Annotated in this window: 16 protein-coding genes; 10 read left to right on the forward strand and 6 right to left on the reverse strand. The window is 41.0% G+C overall.

Annotated features, from left to right (window positions below):
* Positions 1 to 260: 260 nt before the first annotated feature.
* From MSC25_RS03675 to MSC25_RS03685, 3 genes are all read right to left on the reverse strand, one after another.
* The gene (locus tag MSC25_RS03675) at positions 261 to 689 is read right to left on the reverse strand and encodes a secondary thiamine-phosphate synthase enzyme YjbQ (RefSeq protein ID WP_024031503.1); all 429 of its coding nucleotides are present in this window, start codon (positions 687 to 689) and stop codon (positions 261 to 263) included.
* Positions 686 to 1,153 carry a chemotaxis protein CheX gene (locus tag MSC25_RS03680; protein ID WP_029773279.1) on the reverse strand — a complete coding sequence of 156 codons (468 nt, stop codon included), beginning with the start codon at positions 1,151 to 1,153 and terminating at the stop codon, positions 686 to 688. Before MSC25_RS03680 ends, MSC25_RS03675 begins: the two co-directional genes overlap by 4 nt.
* A gap of 72 nt (positions 1,154 to 1,225) precedes the next feature.
* Positions 1,226 to 1,660, reverse strand: a complete 435-nt coding sequence (locus MSC25_RS03685) for a transcriptional repressor (RefSeq protein WP_029773280.1) — start codon at positions 1,658 to 1,660, stop codon at positions 1,226 to 1,228.
* A 94-nt stretch (positions 1,661 to 1,754) separates the two neighbouring features.
* Between MSC25_RS03685 and MSC25_RS03690 the strand changes: the two genes are divergently transcribed.
* From MSC25_RS03690 to MSC25_RS03725, 8 genes are all read left to right on the forward strand, one after another.
* Positions 1,755 to 2,375, forward strand: a complete 621-nt coding sequence (locus tag MSC25_RS03690) for a MarC family protein (protein ID WP_004589061.1) — start codon at positions 1,755 to 1,757, stop codon at positions 2,373 to 2,375.
* Positions 2,376 to 2,456: 81 nt separating this feature from the next.
* Complete coding sequence (dusA, locus tag MSC25_RS03695) at positions 2,457 to 3,446, forward strand: tRNA dihydrouridine(20/20a) synthase DusA (RefSeq protein WP_096041166.1); 990 nt, start codon at positions 2,457 to 2,459, stop codon at positions 3,444 to 3,446.
* Between the two features lie 246 nt (positions 3,447 to 3,692).
* Positions 3,693 to 4,385: a PspA/IM30 family protein gene (locus MSC25_RS03700; protein ID WP_248442653.1), complete on the forward strand. Its 693-nt coding sequence runs from the start codon at positions 3,693 to 3,695 to the stop codon at positions 4,383 to 4,385.
* A gap of 10 nt (positions 4,386 to 4,395) precedes the next feature.
* A complete protein-coding gene (locus MSC25_RS03705; RefSeq protein ID WP_024031508.1) occupies positions 4,396 to 4,602 on the forward strand; it encodes a PspC domain-containing protein in 207 nt (68 codons plus the stop codon).
* 9 nt (positions 4,603 to 4,611) lie between these two features.
* Positions 4,612 to 4,938, forward strand: a complete 327-nt coding sequence (locus tag MSC25_RS03710; RefSeq protein WP_024031509.1) for a hypothetical protein — start codon at positions 4,612 to 4,614, stop codon at positions 4,936 to 4,938.
* A 79-nt stretch (positions 4,939 to 5,017) separates the two neighbouring features.
* Positions 5,018 to 5,530 (forward strand): copper chaperone PCu(A)C, encoded by a 513-nt coding sequence (locus MSC25_RS03715; protein WP_029773289.1) that lies wholly within the window; start codon positions 5,018 to 5,020, stop codon positions 5,528 to 5,530.
* Positions 5,531 to 5,538: 8 nt separating this feature from the next.
* Entirely contained in the window at positions 5,539 to 6,525 is a 987-nt protein-coding gene (locus tag MSC25_RS03720; protein ID WP_004585847.1) for a DUF2333 family protein, read from the forward strand.
* Between the two features lie 3 nt (positions 6,526 to 6,528).
* Positions 6,529 to 7,299, forward strand: a complete 771-nt coding sequence (locus MSC25_RS03725; RefSeq protein ID WP_004585848.1) for a TIGR04219 family outer membrane beta-barrel protein — start codon at positions 6,529 to 6,531, stop codon at positions 7,297 to 7,299.
* A gap of 24 nt (positions 7,300 to 7,323) precedes the next feature.
* Here MSC25_RS03725 and MSC25_RS03730 read toward each other — a convergent pair whose 3' ends face one another.
* Positions 7,324 to 8,211: a TIGR03899 family protein gene (locus MSC25_RS03730; protein WP_248442655.1), complete on the reverse strand. Its 888-nt coding sequence runs from the start codon at positions 8,209 to 8,211 to the stop codon at positions 7,324 to 7,326.
* Positions 8,180 to 8,761 (reverse strand): SRPBCC family protein, encoded by a 582-nt coding sequence (locus MSC25_RS03735; RefSeq protein WP_004585850.1) that lies wholly within the window; start codon positions 8,759 to 8,761, stop codon positions 8,180 to 8,182. Before MSC25_RS03735 ends, MSC25_RS03730 begins: the two co-directional genes overlap by 32 nt.
* 141 nt (positions 8,762 to 8,902) lie before the next feature.
* Here MSC25_RS03735 and MSC25_RS03740 point away from each other — a divergent pair, with 141 nt between their 5' ends.
* The gene (locus MSC25_RS03740) at positions 8,903 to 11,104 is read left to right on the forward strand and encodes an EAL domain-containing protein (protein WP_248442657.1); all 2,202 of its coding nucleotides are present in this window, start codon (positions 8,903 to 8,905) and stop codon (positions 11,102 to 11,104) included.
* A gap of 105 nt (positions 11,105 to 11,209) precedes the next feature.
* Positions 11,210 to 13,390 carry a YgiQ family radical SAM protein gene (locus tag MSC25_RS03745; protein ID WP_248442658.1) on the forward strand — a complete coding sequence of 727 codons (2,181 nt, stop codon included), beginning with the start codon at positions 11,210 to 11,212 and terminating at the stop codon, positions 13,388 to 13,390.
* An 87-nt stretch (positions 13,391 to 13,477) separates the two neighbouring features.
* Here the strand turns inward: MSC25_RS03745 and MSC25_RS03750 are convergent, their stop codons facing one another.
* Entirely contained in the window at positions 13,478 to 15,493 is a 2,016-nt protein-coding gene (locus MSC25_RS03750) for a methyl-accepting chemotaxis protein (RefSeq protein WP_004585853.1), read from the reverse strand.
* Positions 15,494 to 15,552: the final 59 nt, after the last annotated feature.

Consider the following 15,552-nt stretch of genomic DNA (forward strand, 5'->3'; position numbering starts at 1 on the left):
CGGCACTAGCTCAGTTGGTAGAGCGCGACCTTGCCAAGGTCGAGGTCACGAGTTCGAGCCTCGTGTGCCGCTCCAATCTCTCTAAATATCCCACTAAAATAAACACTTCTTTAAAACAATATTTTGATCTGATTAATACCTACGAAAATTATTTATAAATATTATACGCACGGGTGGCCCCATGCCGCCTCACGATATAAAGGGTTTTAAATAATGCGAAGTGACGAGGGTAAAAGAAAGGGAGGGGAGGTCAATACAAGTTAAAAGGTTTCGCCTTGCAAGGTCGCTATAATACGTCTTGCACCGCCAGCGTCGCGATGCTCGCCTAAGTAAATACCTTGCCATGTACCTAGCGCTAAGCGCCCATTGTTTATAGGAATACTTAATTCACACCCTAACGTACTGGTTTTTATATGGGCTGGCATATCATCATCACCTTCGTAATCGTGACGATAGTAAGGTTGGCGCTCAGGAACGAAATGGTTAAAGTGGCTTTCCATATCCATGCGCACTGTAGGATCTGCGTTTTCGTTTATGGTTAAACTTGCCGATGTGTGCTGAATAAACAAATGTAATAGGCCAACTTTATAATTAGCCAGCTCGCTCAGCTGCGCGAGTATTTCATCATCAATTAAATGAAATCCTCGAGCGCGCGGTTTTAAAGTTATTTGAGTTTGTTGCCAGCTCATAACTTATCAAAGCTAACTTCTATATTTGCATCGCCTGCATCACAGCTAAATGGCATAATTATTTTTTTGCCCTTACTTTTATGTGTGATGGTGTGGCCTTTACCTGCAACTACAATTGGCGTAGCCATATCAAAGTCATAGCCTTTTTCGCCGAGTAAGTTTTTAGCTCCACCGGTAACCATATTAGTAATTTCCCCAACCATATCAGTTACTTCATCGTCTATGTTGTCAGGGCGCTCACCAAGCATGCGTTCCATGATGGTCAGAGCTAAGTTTTCATCAAAGGTAATTGAAAATGAGCCACGAGTTTGCGCGCCCACCATGCCAATTAAACCAGATACATCGCCACAGGCGACTTCGTCTGTTTTTATACGCGGCTTACCTGGTTTTAACTCGGTTTGTGCCATTGTAGATAACACATTGATCAAAGAAGATAAAAATGGATTAATGAACTCAACATTCATGTTAGGTACTCTTAAAATTGGTGCTAAAGTGGCTATCTAAATATGAGTATAGCTTTAAAACAAACTTTGGGTTTAGCTTCTACAAGACTCACACTTACCGTGTGCTTCAATAGTTTGCCCTGATACAACAAAGCCGCTTTCTGCTGCTAAGTTGTTTAGCTCGTGAGAAATAACCGTAGAGTGCAGCTCTTTTACAAAGCCACAACTGTCACAAATTAATAGCTGCACAGGATGAATATGATCAAAGTGATGGCAAAGCATAAATGCATTGGTGCTTTCTATTTTGTGAATAAAGCCCAGCTCTGATAAAAAGTCTAGCGCACGGTAAATTGTTGCAGGTTTTGCGCCTGTTTCTGTTACTTTTAATTGCTCAAGTAAATCGTACGCCCCAACGCCGCCTTGGGCGCTAGCTAATAGGCGAAATACTTTTTCGCGGATAGGCGTAAAACGCGCACCACGGTTGTCACAAACTTGTTTTGCTTTACTTACGAGTGATTCTATATTCATCATTCTCTTATCCTTACGCTACCGTGATATACTAACATACTGTGTTGTACTTGCAGCGTTTTTATTAAACACTTTTTATCTAGGAACCCCATTAATGCATGAACTGGTAGCTATATTTATTTTCTTTTTTGCGGTGATAGACCCTATAGGTACAGTGCCTGTATTTATTGCTGTGACACGTGGGGAAGATGAAAAGTTTAAACGAAAAGTTGTTTTTAAAGCCGTGGGTGTATCCGCTGTGGTTTTACTCTTTTTTGTTATTGCCGGTGAGCAGCTATTAAATGCAATTGAAATACCGCTGTCGGCGTTTCAAATAGCTGGGGGCATAGTCCTGCTTATTTTTGCGCTTTCAATGATTTTTGGTGAAAGTAAGCCCGAGTCTGAGATTAAAAGTGTGCGCGACAGCACAGAAACCGCTATTTTTCCGCTAGCCATTCCCTCTATAGCAAGCCCAGGCGCCATGCTTGGCGCAGTACTGATGACCCGTAACGAAGAATACACGTGGGTTGAGCAAGTTACTACATCGTCGATGATGTTGGTTGTATTAGTTGTTGTGCTTGTGCTGTTGTTACTCGCAAATCATGTGCATAAATTAATAGGCGACAGTGGCGCAAGTATTATAAGTAGAATCATGGGGTTAATTTTAAGCTCTGTGGCAGTTACAAATATACTCAACGGTATCGCGCATTATTTTGGTTTACAAATATACAGCTAACATTGATGCTGATTAGGCTTTTGTGTAAAATACAGCGCCTTTTTATGGGCGCATTTACTTATAATCCCCGAGGCTTTTACATTGCAAAAACGCACATTAGATAATCCAACGTTAAACAGACGTTTTTCTGTTGCACCCATGCTTGATTGGACTGATCGTCATTGTCGCACTTTTCATCGTAAGATGAGTAAGCATGCTGTTTTATACACTGAGATGATCACCACGGGGGCGATTTTATTTGGTCGCGGCGATTACCTACACTTTAATCAGCACGAGGGGCCGGTTGCTTTGCAGCTGGGGGGGTCTGATCCCGAGGCGCTAGCAAAGTGTGCAAAGCTTGCCGGTGAGCGTGGCTACGATGAGATTAACTTAAATGTAGGCTGCCCTTCAGATAGAGTACAAAACGGGCGTTTTGGTGCATGTCTAATGGCCGAGCCTGAGCTGGTTGCACAGTGTGTAGCGGCAATGAAAAGCGAAGTTAGTATTCCTGTTACGGTAAAAACACGCATCGGTATTGATGAGCAAGACTCGTATGAATTTTTATGCGCATTAATTGAAGCCAGCCATAAAGTTGGCTGTGATGACTTTATTATTCATGCCCGTAAAGCGTGGTTAAATGGTTTAAGCCCTAAAGAAAATCGTGAAGTACCGCCTCTTGATTACCCACGCGTTTACCAATTAAAAAAAGACTACCCACAGCTCGATTTAAGCATTAATGGCGGTGTTAAAACAATTGAAGAAAGCCTAGCGCATTTAGCGCATATTGACGGCGTTATGATTGGTCGCGAAGCATATAGTAATCCATTTATGCTTAATGAGGTGGATGAAAAGATTTACGGAGAGGTGGCTAATACTCAGACTCGTCACGATGTGGTGCGCGCTATGTATGATTACATAGAAGAAGAAATGCGTTTAGGTGCTAACTTTTGGCATATAGCACGCCATATGCTGGGGATTTTTCAGGGGCAGCCAGGGGCGCGCGGATTTAGACGTCACCTTTCAGAAAATGGTCACGGTAAACAGGCTGATTTGTCGGTAATGGATAAAGCATTAAGTTTTGTGCCTGAGTAATACTAAAGCGCTGAACAGTTATAAAAAAACCACTTTATAAAGTGGTTTTTTTTATAACTAAAATTTAGTCAAAAGATAAATAAGTTAGTGATTTTCGCTTATTAGCATTCAGTTTTTAGTCAGTTTAAAATAACTTATTAGCTGTCTAACTAATTGAATTCAAATGTTTATAAATAACTTTTTGTTACTTGGCATAACTCTTGGAATCCTGTTGTTGTTATCAATTAAAAACAACAGGACAAAACAATGAGTATATTTAATCGCGTAAATGATGTTATCCAATCCAATATTGCTGCCATGCTGGATAAAGCAGAAGACCCAGAAAAACTCCTCAACCTTATGCTAAGTGAAATGCAAGAAGCGCTTAACGAATGTAGAAGCACAGCCGCAGCCTTACTGTGCGAAGAAAAAACGCTTAAACGCCAAATTGCACAAAAACAAAAAGATTTAATTTCGTGGCAAACAAAAGCTGAGCTGGCAGTTGCTAAAAACCGTGACGATTTAGCCAAGTCTGCGTTAGTAGAAAAACAGCGAGTAGATGAGCAAATTGCAGCAAAAAACACTCAGCTAAATATTCTAAAAGAGTCGATAGAGAAAATTACGGCAGATTGTGAGCGTTTACAGCAAAAAATGGCGCAAGCTAAAAGCAAACAAGCTCAATTAATAAAACGCCACGATATTGTTGCCGCACGTGAAAAAGTGAACATGCAATTACACAGCGACAACGTCGCAAATGCTTTGTCTCGCTTTGAAATGATAGAGCAAAAAGTGGAAGGCATAGAAGCACAGGTTGATGCTTATGAACTTACAAATACAGCGCAATCAACCGCTGAGCAAATTGAGTCTTTAGTTAAAAATGAAAAAATAGATGCAGAGCTGGCTCGTTTGAAAGCCAGTGTTAAGCAAAGTAATACCAATACAACTGCGCGAAGCGCTTAAGGAGTAGAGTATGAATAACTTTAAAACACAGCGTGGTTGGTACAAAGATTCACTGAATAAAAAAATATCGGGCGTATGCAGTGGGTTAGCGCGTCGCCTTGATTTTCCAGTGTGGTCAACACGCTTAGTAACAATTTTATTATTTATAAGTTTTCCGTTTGCAGTAGCGCTTGGTTATTTGATTGCTCACTGCTGCCTTGAAGAGCGTGCGTATTAGGAGAGGGATATGAAAACCTTAGCAATATGTGTTGTCGTATATGTGTTACTTTTTACTGATACTGTGTCGCTAATACATTTTGATTCATGGCAGTTTCCACTGTGGATTGCAGATATGAGCTGGGTAGGACTGGAGCTGGCTGGCGTATTAGTCGCTATTATTGCAGTGGTAGCCGTAATGGCATTAGTGACTATGGGATTAATAGGCGCAGGGATTGTCGCGCTGGTTGGCACCATTTTGGCACTGTTATTTGGTTCAGTGATGATAGCCTGGCCATTATTATTTGTAGCTGTACTGTGCTGGTTGGTGCTCGATAACAAAAAAGTAACCTCTTAAGCCTTAATTTAACTGACTATTATTAGTTAACTATGTTAAATTTAAAGTGAAATTTTATGCTTTCACAAGGAATAAAGCGATGATGAAGCAGTGCTTTTTTATGGCCTCGGCGTTAATGATTAATGTGTTTTCGTCATCGGTTGCTGCACATGCTGGGCACAGCCACGATACAGACGAAGCTAAGCTTGAAGTAAGCCATGCACAAGTAAGGGCGTTTTTGCCTGGTAGTAAGTCGAGTGTTGGCTATTTAACAATTTCTAACCACGGTGGTGGTGTTGCTAAATTAACTAAAGCAACCATCGAAGGTTTAGGCCGTGTAGAAATACATGAGCACAAACATGTCAATGGCATGATGAAAATGCAACAGGTTAAAGCCGTTACTATTAAGGGCCATGAAAGCCTAAGCTTTGAGCCTGGTGGTTACCATTTAATGGTATTTGATCCACAAGAGCCACTAAAAGTAGGGCAAGAACGTAAACTCACGCTATATTTTAGTGACGGTAACCGCTTGTTTACTAATGCTCAAGTGGTTTCGCTTGAAGCGCAAGCTGCGCATTCAAAGCCATCTAAAAAACAACACGCTCATCACTAGGAGGATAAATGTCGCAACATAAAGGAAAAATAGCTGGTGCCTTGGTGGTACTACTTATTATTTTTTACGCTATTGCAGTTTATTGGAGCATTGAGCCGGCACGTTTTAACGTAGTAACTAATGCAAAAGAAACCGCGCAAGCACGCAACGAAAAAATGGTAACAGGCTATACAACCACCTCAACGCTTATTACCGTTGCTAGCACATTACTTGATAAGCAAGGTGGATATTTATCAAACGATGTGATGCCGCCAAGTGTGATAATGGATGACATGCCTGCGTGGGAATATGGCGCGCTTGAAATGGTGCGTGATTTAGCGCTATCAATGCGTAAAGATTTTAGCCGTTCACAGTCGCAATCTACCGAACATGAAGCCCTTAAAAAAGCGCAGCCGCAATTTAATATTAGCTCTGAAGCATGGGCATGGCCAAGTGCCGAGGGAGAGTACCAAAAGGGAATAGACTACCTTCTTGTATACCGCTCACAAATTGCTAACGAGCATGAGCGCGATAGCCAATTTTATTCACGTGCAGATAATCTTCGTAGCTGGTTAAAAGAAGCCGAAAAGCGTTTAGGCAGTTTAAGTCAGCGTTTAAGTGCAAGTGTTGGCCAAGACAAAGTAAATACCGATTTAGCTGGTAATTCTTCAAACACGCAAGCGACCTATACACCACTTCAGCAACAAGTAAGAACGTCGTGGTGGGAAATAGACGACGTGTTTTACGAGTCGCGCGGTGCAACGTGGGCGTTATTACACTTTTTACAAGCAGTTGAGTATGACTTTGCTGATGTATTAGAAAAGAAAAATGCGCGTGTAAGCTTACAGCAAATTATACGTGAGCTTGAGGCAACACAAGAAACCGTGTGGAGCCCAATTATATTAAACGGGAATGGTTTTGGCTTTGTGGCAAATCATTCTTTAGTTATGGCAAATTATATTTCAAGAGCCAATGCGGCTTTAATCGAACTTAGCGAACTACTAGCTCAAGGATAAAAAATGAAAAAGTATTGTTTAGCAGCTGCCCTTTCAATGGCATGTTTAGCCCCTGCAGCACAGGCAGACACTCTATTAGGTTTATATGTAGGTGTTGATGGCTGGCAGTCAGATAACGACGGTCAGTTTTCTTACAAAGATAACGCACCACAAGATTTTAATTTTGAAGACGAAACCTTTATTAGCTACTACGCGGCACTAGAGCACCCAGTGCCATTAGTTCCTAACCTAAAGCTTAAATACACTGAGCTTGAACTTAATGGCTCAGCAACCCTTACTGATACGTTTAGCTTTAATGGCTCAGATTACGTGGTTGGTACAACAGCAAATACATTAAGTGATTTAACTCACATTGATTACATTCTTTATTACGAAATTTTTGATAACGATTTAATTTCAATTGATTTAGGTTTAAACGCAAAGCAGTTTGACGGTGACATTGTTGTAACTGGTACCACTCAACAAGGTGGCACTAACTTCTCTGAGACTAAAGATTTTTCGGGCTTTGTTCCACTTGCTTATGGTCGTGCTGAAGCAGGCTTACCATTTACGGGTTTAAGCGTGTTTTTTGAAGGCAGCTTTTTGGCTATCGACGATAGTAAAGTACAAGACTACCAAGTAGGTGTAGCGTATGAACTTATTGATAACCTAGCGGTAGATGTAGCTATTAAAGCGGGTTACCGCTCAATGACGTTAGAGCTAGATGATGTTGATGATATTAATACCGATATTGACGCATCAGGCCCATTTGCGGGTATTCAAGTTCACTTTTAATTAGTGAGCTTACAGCGTGGTGTGTTATTTATTAACATGCCACGTTAAATCAAATTCTCCCTCCAGTGCATTATTAATTAATTGCTTATACACCTTATTTACAGGGTAATTTATAAGCTTAGAAAGCTCATCGCCAGTTTGGGTAAACTTGTAATAGCTTAATACTAAGTCACTGCTTTTAGCTTTTAACGTCACTTTTTGCGATAAAAACGACAGGGTGAGTTCTTGGCCAGCCTTTAATACCGCCGATTCTATTTCTTTTCTGTAGAGTAAATTAAGATCCATTAGCGTTAAAATATCAGGAAAGCTGATCCCCGTTTTTCCTAAATTAAGCGATACCTTATTGCCTTTTCGTAGTAAGTCGAAAAGCGAAGGCTTTTTATAAAACCCTAATAAAATAAAGTGGCTGTCGTCTTTTGCGTTGTAGCTACTCAGCGATACACACTTTTGTAATGCATCAGCTTCGCGTTGGGTCATATGCTTGAGTGTTTGTAAGCTTTTTATAGAAAATGTACCGGGGTTGAGGGTCTCGCCAGTTAAAATTTTAGCCCACAGTGTTTGCATCGATTCATTTGAGGTGTCTTCACATAGGGCAATAAAGCGTTCTATCCAGTCGGCATCTGGTTGCTTATTACTTGCCACATCGGGGCAAAATCCCATTGCTTTAGCTAAAATGGTTTCTATATTTTGCTGCTGTTTTATAAGCAGTAAATCTTGGCGCTTTTGGGCGCGCGCTAAAATAGGGTTATCGCTATTTATGTGATAAAGCGGGTTTAGATCGCCTTTAGAGCTGTAACTTTGATCTGTACTTGGTTGCCCAGTATTTGTGGTTATTTTTTTTACGGGGTAGCCAAGTAAAGACTCAATTATATTGGCGAGGTTAATTCTCGCTTGGGCTGATTTTACTGTCATCGTTATCCAGCTGTGTTTTTTGGTCGCGTAATTGCGCTACTGTTTGCAAGTTATTTAAGCCAAGTGACACTGTATTGCTTAATACATACTCACTAAAAATTGATAGATAACCCGAAATTAGCGGGGTATTGGTTTGGCCATTAATATTACACGTTACATTTACCACACCTTCTACTTCGGTAAATGTAATTTCACCTTCAATAATATGCTCATTTTTTAAAAGTGCATTAAAGGTCATTTTATTTTGTGAAAGCGAAGTAATGGTCATTTCTCCATACCCCCAGTCACTTTGCCACGATTGATGCGCGCCTATACCTCGACTAGGTTCGCCTAAAGTAAAAGTGATAGAAGGATCTACTTTGCCCCAAGGTGACCATGTATGCCAAAGGCTAAAGTCAGACACCAGCGATTTAACGGTCGCTACATTGGCATTTATTTGTATGTTTTTATTTACGCTGTAATTTTGCGGCAGGGTTAAACCAATCAAAATAGCCACTAAAACTAACAATAAGAGCGTTTTTATAAGGATTTTAAAAAATTTAATAGGCACACCTTTTACGAGTTTTTTAGTTTGAAATATAACAACTTTTTATTAATCGACTATAGTATGAATTAGCCTATAAACCAAAAATATATTTTTAGCACATAGGTATGAGCTTATATAAGTATTAAAACTGATAAAGGGTAGATAATGTCGTCAGAGCAAAGCGATTTTTTATTTTTAGCGCCAGACAGCGAAGAAGAAATAACCCAAGAATTATCTGATTTTTGGGATGTTTTGATCGTTGATGACGATCCTGAAATACATTCAGTGACTAAGCTTGCGTTATCGGGCGTAGAGTTTTGGGGGGCAGGGCTGCGTTTTCACGATGCGTACTCTGGCAGCGAAGCCATCGAAATACTCAAAAACAATAATACAATTTCCGTTATTTTTTTAGATGTAGTGATGGAATCTGATGATGCGGGTTTGCAAGTTGTAAAACGCGTACGCGAAGAGCTTAACAATCAGCATGTGCGAATTATTTTACGAACCGGCCAAGCGGGCAACACCCCAGAAGAAAAAGTAATTCGCGAATATGACATTAACGACTATAAAACAAAAACAGAGTTAACTCGTTCTAAATTAGTAACTTCTTTAATCACCGCTATTCGCTCGTACGAGCAAGTATGCCAGCTTGAGTATCAAAGTGATGCGATGAACACCATTGTTTCGGCTTCAAAGTCTATTTTAGGGCTTACCGATATTAAAGTGTTGTGCAAAGAGATTATTAAACACTTGGGCATTATTTTAGAGTGCCAACAAGTTGGGTTGGTATGCAGTAAGCTAGATGGCGATAACTTTATTCAAGTATTGGGTGGCAGTGGCCATTATGAGAGCTACTTTGGTGAAAAGCTTGTTAATGTTGATAGCGTTGCGCTTGAACAAGTAGAGCAGTGTTTTGAGTCGGCTCAGCATTGCCAAACCGATTCGAGCGTAACTTTTATTGTTAAAAGTAAGCACCGCCAGGCTGCTATTTATTTAGAGTGCGAGCATAAACCGAGTGATGCGCAGCTGCAATTTGCAGAGATTTTTCTTACTAATGTGAGTGTAGCCCTTGATAACGTAAGGCTGTTTGTAAAACTAAGAGATGCGGCCTACAAAGATGTACTGACCGGTATTTCTAATCGTACTAATTTTATTGAGCGGGTGGTGCGTTATCAAAAACCACATGTTAATGACTACGTTTTTGTATTAATTGATGTGATTGGTTTTGCAGATATTAACAATGGCTTAGGACAAGAAATTGGCAATCATTTGCTAATCGAGATTGTAAAGCGGCTTAAAGATGCTTACCCAGACGCAAAGTTATTGTCGCGTATTGGCGCAGATGTTTTTGGCTTTATTATTCGCCAAACGGAGTTTGACCTTGAACAATTTAACGACGTGCTAAGTGTGCCTTTTAGTGCTGGCGAGCATATTTTACCTGTCGATTTTAGAATTGGTTTATGTCAGCAGCAAGACTTTCAAAGTAATGGGTTAGATACACTCAAAGTTGCCTATATTGCGTTAAATCAAGCTAAAAAGCTTAAATGCAAAGAGGGTATTTACTACGATATTGATATGCAAGACAAAATGGCTTGGCGCTTAGGTATTATTAGGCAGTTACGTCATGACTTTGCTCGGCAAAAACTCCAAGTGTGGTATCAGCCTCAGCTTTCACTTGATAATTTATCTTTGATTGGCTGTGAAGCATTGCTGCGCTGGCCATCAGAAGATGGCTCGTTTATATCTCCTGCGGTGTTTGTGCCTTTAGCAGAGGATGCCGGTTTAATTGTTGATATTGGCCAATGGGTTTTAGAACAAGCTTGCCAACAGCAAAAACGCTTAGAGGCACTCGGTGAAGAAATTTGCATTGCTGTAAATGTATCTGTGCCGCAATTTAAGGTTAAAGGCTACGCTTCAACAGTAAAAAACACCTTACAAAAGTACGACGTTAAACCCTGCAATATAGAGTTAGAAGTGACTGAAAGCGTGGTAATGGATGAATTAGAAACCGTGATCAATACCCTAAAAGAGTTAAAAGAATTAGGCGTAGAAGTTGCGATTGATGATTTTGGAACGGGCTTTTCTTCGTTAAGTTACTTACAAAGTTTACCGCTTGATAGGCTTAAAATAGACCGCGCATTTGTAAAAGATTTACCCGATAACGACACCGGTGCTATTGCTGCTTTGGTGGTGTCGCTTGGTGCTAAACTAGGACTAAAAACAATTGCTGAAGGTGTAGAAACACAGCAGCAGGCAGAGTTTTTGAAAAACTTAGGGTGTGATGAAGTACAAGGTTTTATGTACGCTAAGCCGATGCCTGAGCACGAACTTTTAGAGTTTATTAAAGAGCGAAATAAAAAAACTTAATATCAACAGACTTTACAGTAGGCGCGATATCTCTAGGCAATGTTGTATAAATAAGCAATGTATTAGGATATAATTCGCGCCTTTTGTTATTCTACGGCCAAAACTATGAGCTCCCTTAAAGCTGAACGCGCGCTATTTTCATACCCCAAATATTGGGCAGAATGTTATGGCACCGCCCCATTTTTACCTACCACTCGCGAAGAAATGGACGCTCTTGGCTGGGATAGCTGCGACATTATAATTATTAGCGGCGATGCCTATGTTGATCACCCTAGTTTTGGTATGGCGGTTATTGGCCGTGTACTTGAAGCGCAAGGCTTTAGAGTAGGTATAATTGCTCAGCCAGATTGGCAATCAAAAGATGCCTTTATGGGGCTTGGTAAACCAAACTTATTTTTTGGTGTAACAGCCGGCAACATGGATTCGATGATCAACCGCTACACGGCTGAAAAACGAATGCGCCATGACGATGCCTATACACCAGGTAATGTGGGCGGCAAGCGTCCTGACCGTGCGGTGATGATTTACTCTCAGCGCTTACGCGAAGCCTACAAAGGTGTGCCTATTGTTATTGGTGGTATTGAAGCAAGCTTGCGCCGTATTGCTCATTACGACTACTGGCAAGAAAAAGTACGCCGTAGTATTTTATTTGATGCCAAAGCCGACATCCTTATTTATGGTAATGCAGAGCGCCCTCTGGTGGAAGTAGCCCACCGTATAGCCGCTGGCGAAACTATGGATACAATTCAGGATATTCGTGGTACAGCGGTTATTCGTAAAGAGCCAATACCGGGCTGGCGCGGAAGTGATTCAACAGCGATTGATAAAATAGGCAAAATTGACCCTATCCCAAACCCCTATGGGGCTGATGATGTTGGGTGTAGTAAATCAGAGTTTAAGCAAGCCGGTATTGATTTAAAAGCCGAGGCCGCTAAACCCATTACCATTCAGCCTGCGCGCCCTAAACCGTGGGAAAAAACATACGTTAAACTGCCTGCATTTGAGCAAGTAAGCGTTAATAAACCGCTTTATGCTCATGCCTCGCGCATTTTGCACCAAGAGACCAACCCAGGTTGTGCTCGTGCGTTATTTCAGCGCCATGGCGATCGCTCTATTTGGGTTAACCCGCCGGCATTTCCGCTCGAAACCCATGAGATGGATGATGTATTTGGTTTGCCTTATCAGCGTATACCGCACCCAAGTTATGGTGATGCAAAAATACCAGCCTACGATATGATTAAAACGTCGGTTAATATTATGCGCGGCTGTTTTGGTGGCTGTTCGTTTTGCTCTATTACCGAGCATGAAGGACGTATTATTCAAAGTCGCTCGCAAGAGTCGATTATTGATGAAATAGAGCAAATTAGAGATAAAGTACCTGGTTTTACCGGTGTTATTTCTGATTTAGGTGGCCCAACGGCCAACATGTATAAATTGCGCTGTACGAGCAAAAAAGCAGAAAGTACCTGTAGGCGACTCTCATGTGTTTATCCTGATATATGTAAGCACATGGACACAGACCATACACCTACTATCGATTTATACAAAAAAGCTCGTGAAGTGAAAGGCATTAAAAAGATTTTGATCGCCTCAGGCGTTCGTTACGATCTAGCCGTACAAGACCCTCGATATGTAAAAGAGCTGGTGACACATCATGTGGGTGGCTATTTAAAAATTGCCCCTGAGCACACAGAAGATGGCCCTTTGTCTAAAATGATGAAGCCGGGCATGGGTGCTTACGATCAATTTAAAGAATTATTTGATAAGTACTCAAAAGAAGCGGGTAAAAAGCAGTATTTAATCCCGTACTTTATTTCAGCGCACCCAGGTACCAAAGACGAAGACATGGTTAACATGGCATTGTGGCTTAAATCTAACGACTTTAAGTTAGACCAAGTACAAAATTTTTACCCGTCGCCTATGGCCAATGCAACCACCATTTACCATACAGAAATGAACTCGTTGCGTAATATTAAAAACAACAAAGAGCAAGTACCTGTGCCAAAAGGAGCGCGCCAACGTCGCTTACACAAAGCCATATTGCGTTATCACGATCCATCGGGTTGGCCAATGATCCGCGATGCACTGCGTAGTATGGGGAAAGCCAATTTAATTGGTAAAGGCCCAAATTGCTTAGTGCCAGAAGAAGGCCGCGATGAAAAAGCAAATAAAGGCGCTGGTAAAGGAGGGCGCCCAGCCTTAACGCGCCATACTGGGTTTAGCCAATTTAAAAAGGCTAACACTAAGCCTAAAGTGGGCGGCAATCGCCAGCGTGCTTCTCGCTAAGTGTTAAAACAAGTAAATAAAAAACCCGATACTGAGTAACAGTATCGGGTTTTTTTATTGCGTTAATTTACTGTTGTTAGGTGTACATTACACTTTAAAGTTTTCTACCGATATTCTTAGCTCTTCAGCAAGTTTGGCTACTTCTGAGCTTGAAATGTTTGTTTGATTTGCACCCTCAGCTGTTTGCTCGGCTATGGCTACAATAGATTCTAAACGTTCACTAATTTCTTGTGATACTTGTTGTTGCTCTTGAGCAGCGGTAGAGATTTCTTCACTTACATCGTGCGCTTGCGATACGGCAAGTGTAATTGAGTCTAATGCGCTGCTTGCTAAGTCACTTTGTTCAACACATGATTCTGCTTGCTGTTTACCTTTATCCATTGCTGTTACAGCCGCTTCTGCGCCACTTTGAAGCGATTCAATCATAGATTGTATCTCTTGGGTCGACTCTTGTGTTTTGCTTGCCAGTGAGCGTACTTCATCCGCTACTACCGCAAAACCTCGGCCATATTCACCGGCACGTGCTGCTTCAATTGCAGCGTTAAGTGCTAATAGGTTGGTTTGCTCTGCAATGCCGCGTATTACATCTAAAATACTGCCTATAGATGCGCTGTCTTGATGAAGCTTATTAATAACACCTGATGCATCGTCCACCTCGCGAGCAAGTTGCTCAATAGTGGCTTTGTTTTGATGAGATATACCTTTTACACGTTCAGCTTCTTTATCGGCATTTTTTATTTCGTTAAGTGCCTGCTGTGCGCTGTTGCTTACTGTTTGCGACGTGCTGCTCATTTCGGTTGTGGCTGTTGCCGCTTGCTCTACTTGTGCTTGTTGGTTACGAATAGCTTGGCTTGACTCACCGGTAATGGCCGATGTTTGCTCAGACGCCGCTGCTAATTGAGTTGAGCGTGAAATAATGCCTTTAATTAAGCTACGTAAGCTATCTATAAGGGTGTTACAGCTTTTTGATAGCTCGCCAAATTCATCTTTTGCAGAGTCATCTAAGCGTTGGGTCATATCACCGCTGGCAACAATATCTAAAATCCGATTAACCTCAGCCAGTGGCTTAGTGATTCTATTAACGGTAAGAATCGCAATTGCAATTGCAATTAACGTTGCGATGATCATACCTGCCCATGTCCAGAGCGTCGCTGAGTCTACATCCTCGCGAACACCTTCTTGTAATTTGTAAGCTACAGTACTTGCTTGTGTTACTAAATCATCAATTTGCGACAGTGCCATAGTGGTTGCTTGCTCTGATTGGGCAAGTTCTTTTTCGGTAAGTGCGATAGCGTCAATAAGGCGCTGCTTATTGGCCGCTAGGCTATTATTGCCGCTAATATTTTCTATCAGCGTATCAACGTATGCTTGTAAATCACTGTATAGGTCGTTGTTATCTTGCTCTATAGCTGGCTTTATTAACGTTAAAGTACGAATTACTTCGTCAAGGTAATAAGCTTGCTCATTTTTTACAATATCTAAGGTGTTTGTCGTTTTAACCGTGAGCATATCGGTACTGTTACTCACCACCGACATAAAGTTGTTTTCTAAGTTATTGGCAGCTTGGTAAGCGCGTGGGTGATTTTGCTCAAAGTTAGTAATATCAGTGATATCAAGCACGACTGAGTTGGCATCTTCAGCTGCAATCTCAATTGTTTCAAGCTGTGCTGTGAGGGTTTTATTAAGTGCTAGTTGTTTATCTTTATCAGCTAATAGGTTTTCGACCGTACCTAAAAAGCTTAAGTAGGTTTTTTCTACTGCTTGGCTTTTCTGACTCAGTGATGCATCGTTTTTTACTACACGTTGAAGGTCGGCGTGCAGCGAGTTGAATTTGTCTTTTTGCTCAAGTACTTTTTGTTTTATAGGGGTGAGCTGTGCGCTTGAGGTGGTATAAAAACTAGCTTGGGCTGCTTTACTCATTAAAATAAATTCAGCTTGTAGTTCTGAGCTTTTATTAAGCGCGGGCAGTGATAACTGGTTTACCTGCTGGGTAGAGCGGTCAATGCTCGCAATTTTTATTAAAGAGTTACCACCAATGATTATGAGTAATAAGGTGATAAATATAAAACCACACCAAATTCGTTGGCTTACTGTCAGATTCATATGGATTTCCAATTAAAGTACTTCAATCACATCTTATCGGCTTTTTAACCAATAAGTTA

The organism is Pseudoalteromonas sp. 1CM17D, assembly GCF_023161805.1.
GTDB classification, from domain to species: domain Bacteria; phylum Pseudomonadota; class Gammaproteobacteria; order Enterobacterales; family Alteromonadaceae; genus Pseudoalteromonas; species Pseudoalteromonas atlantica.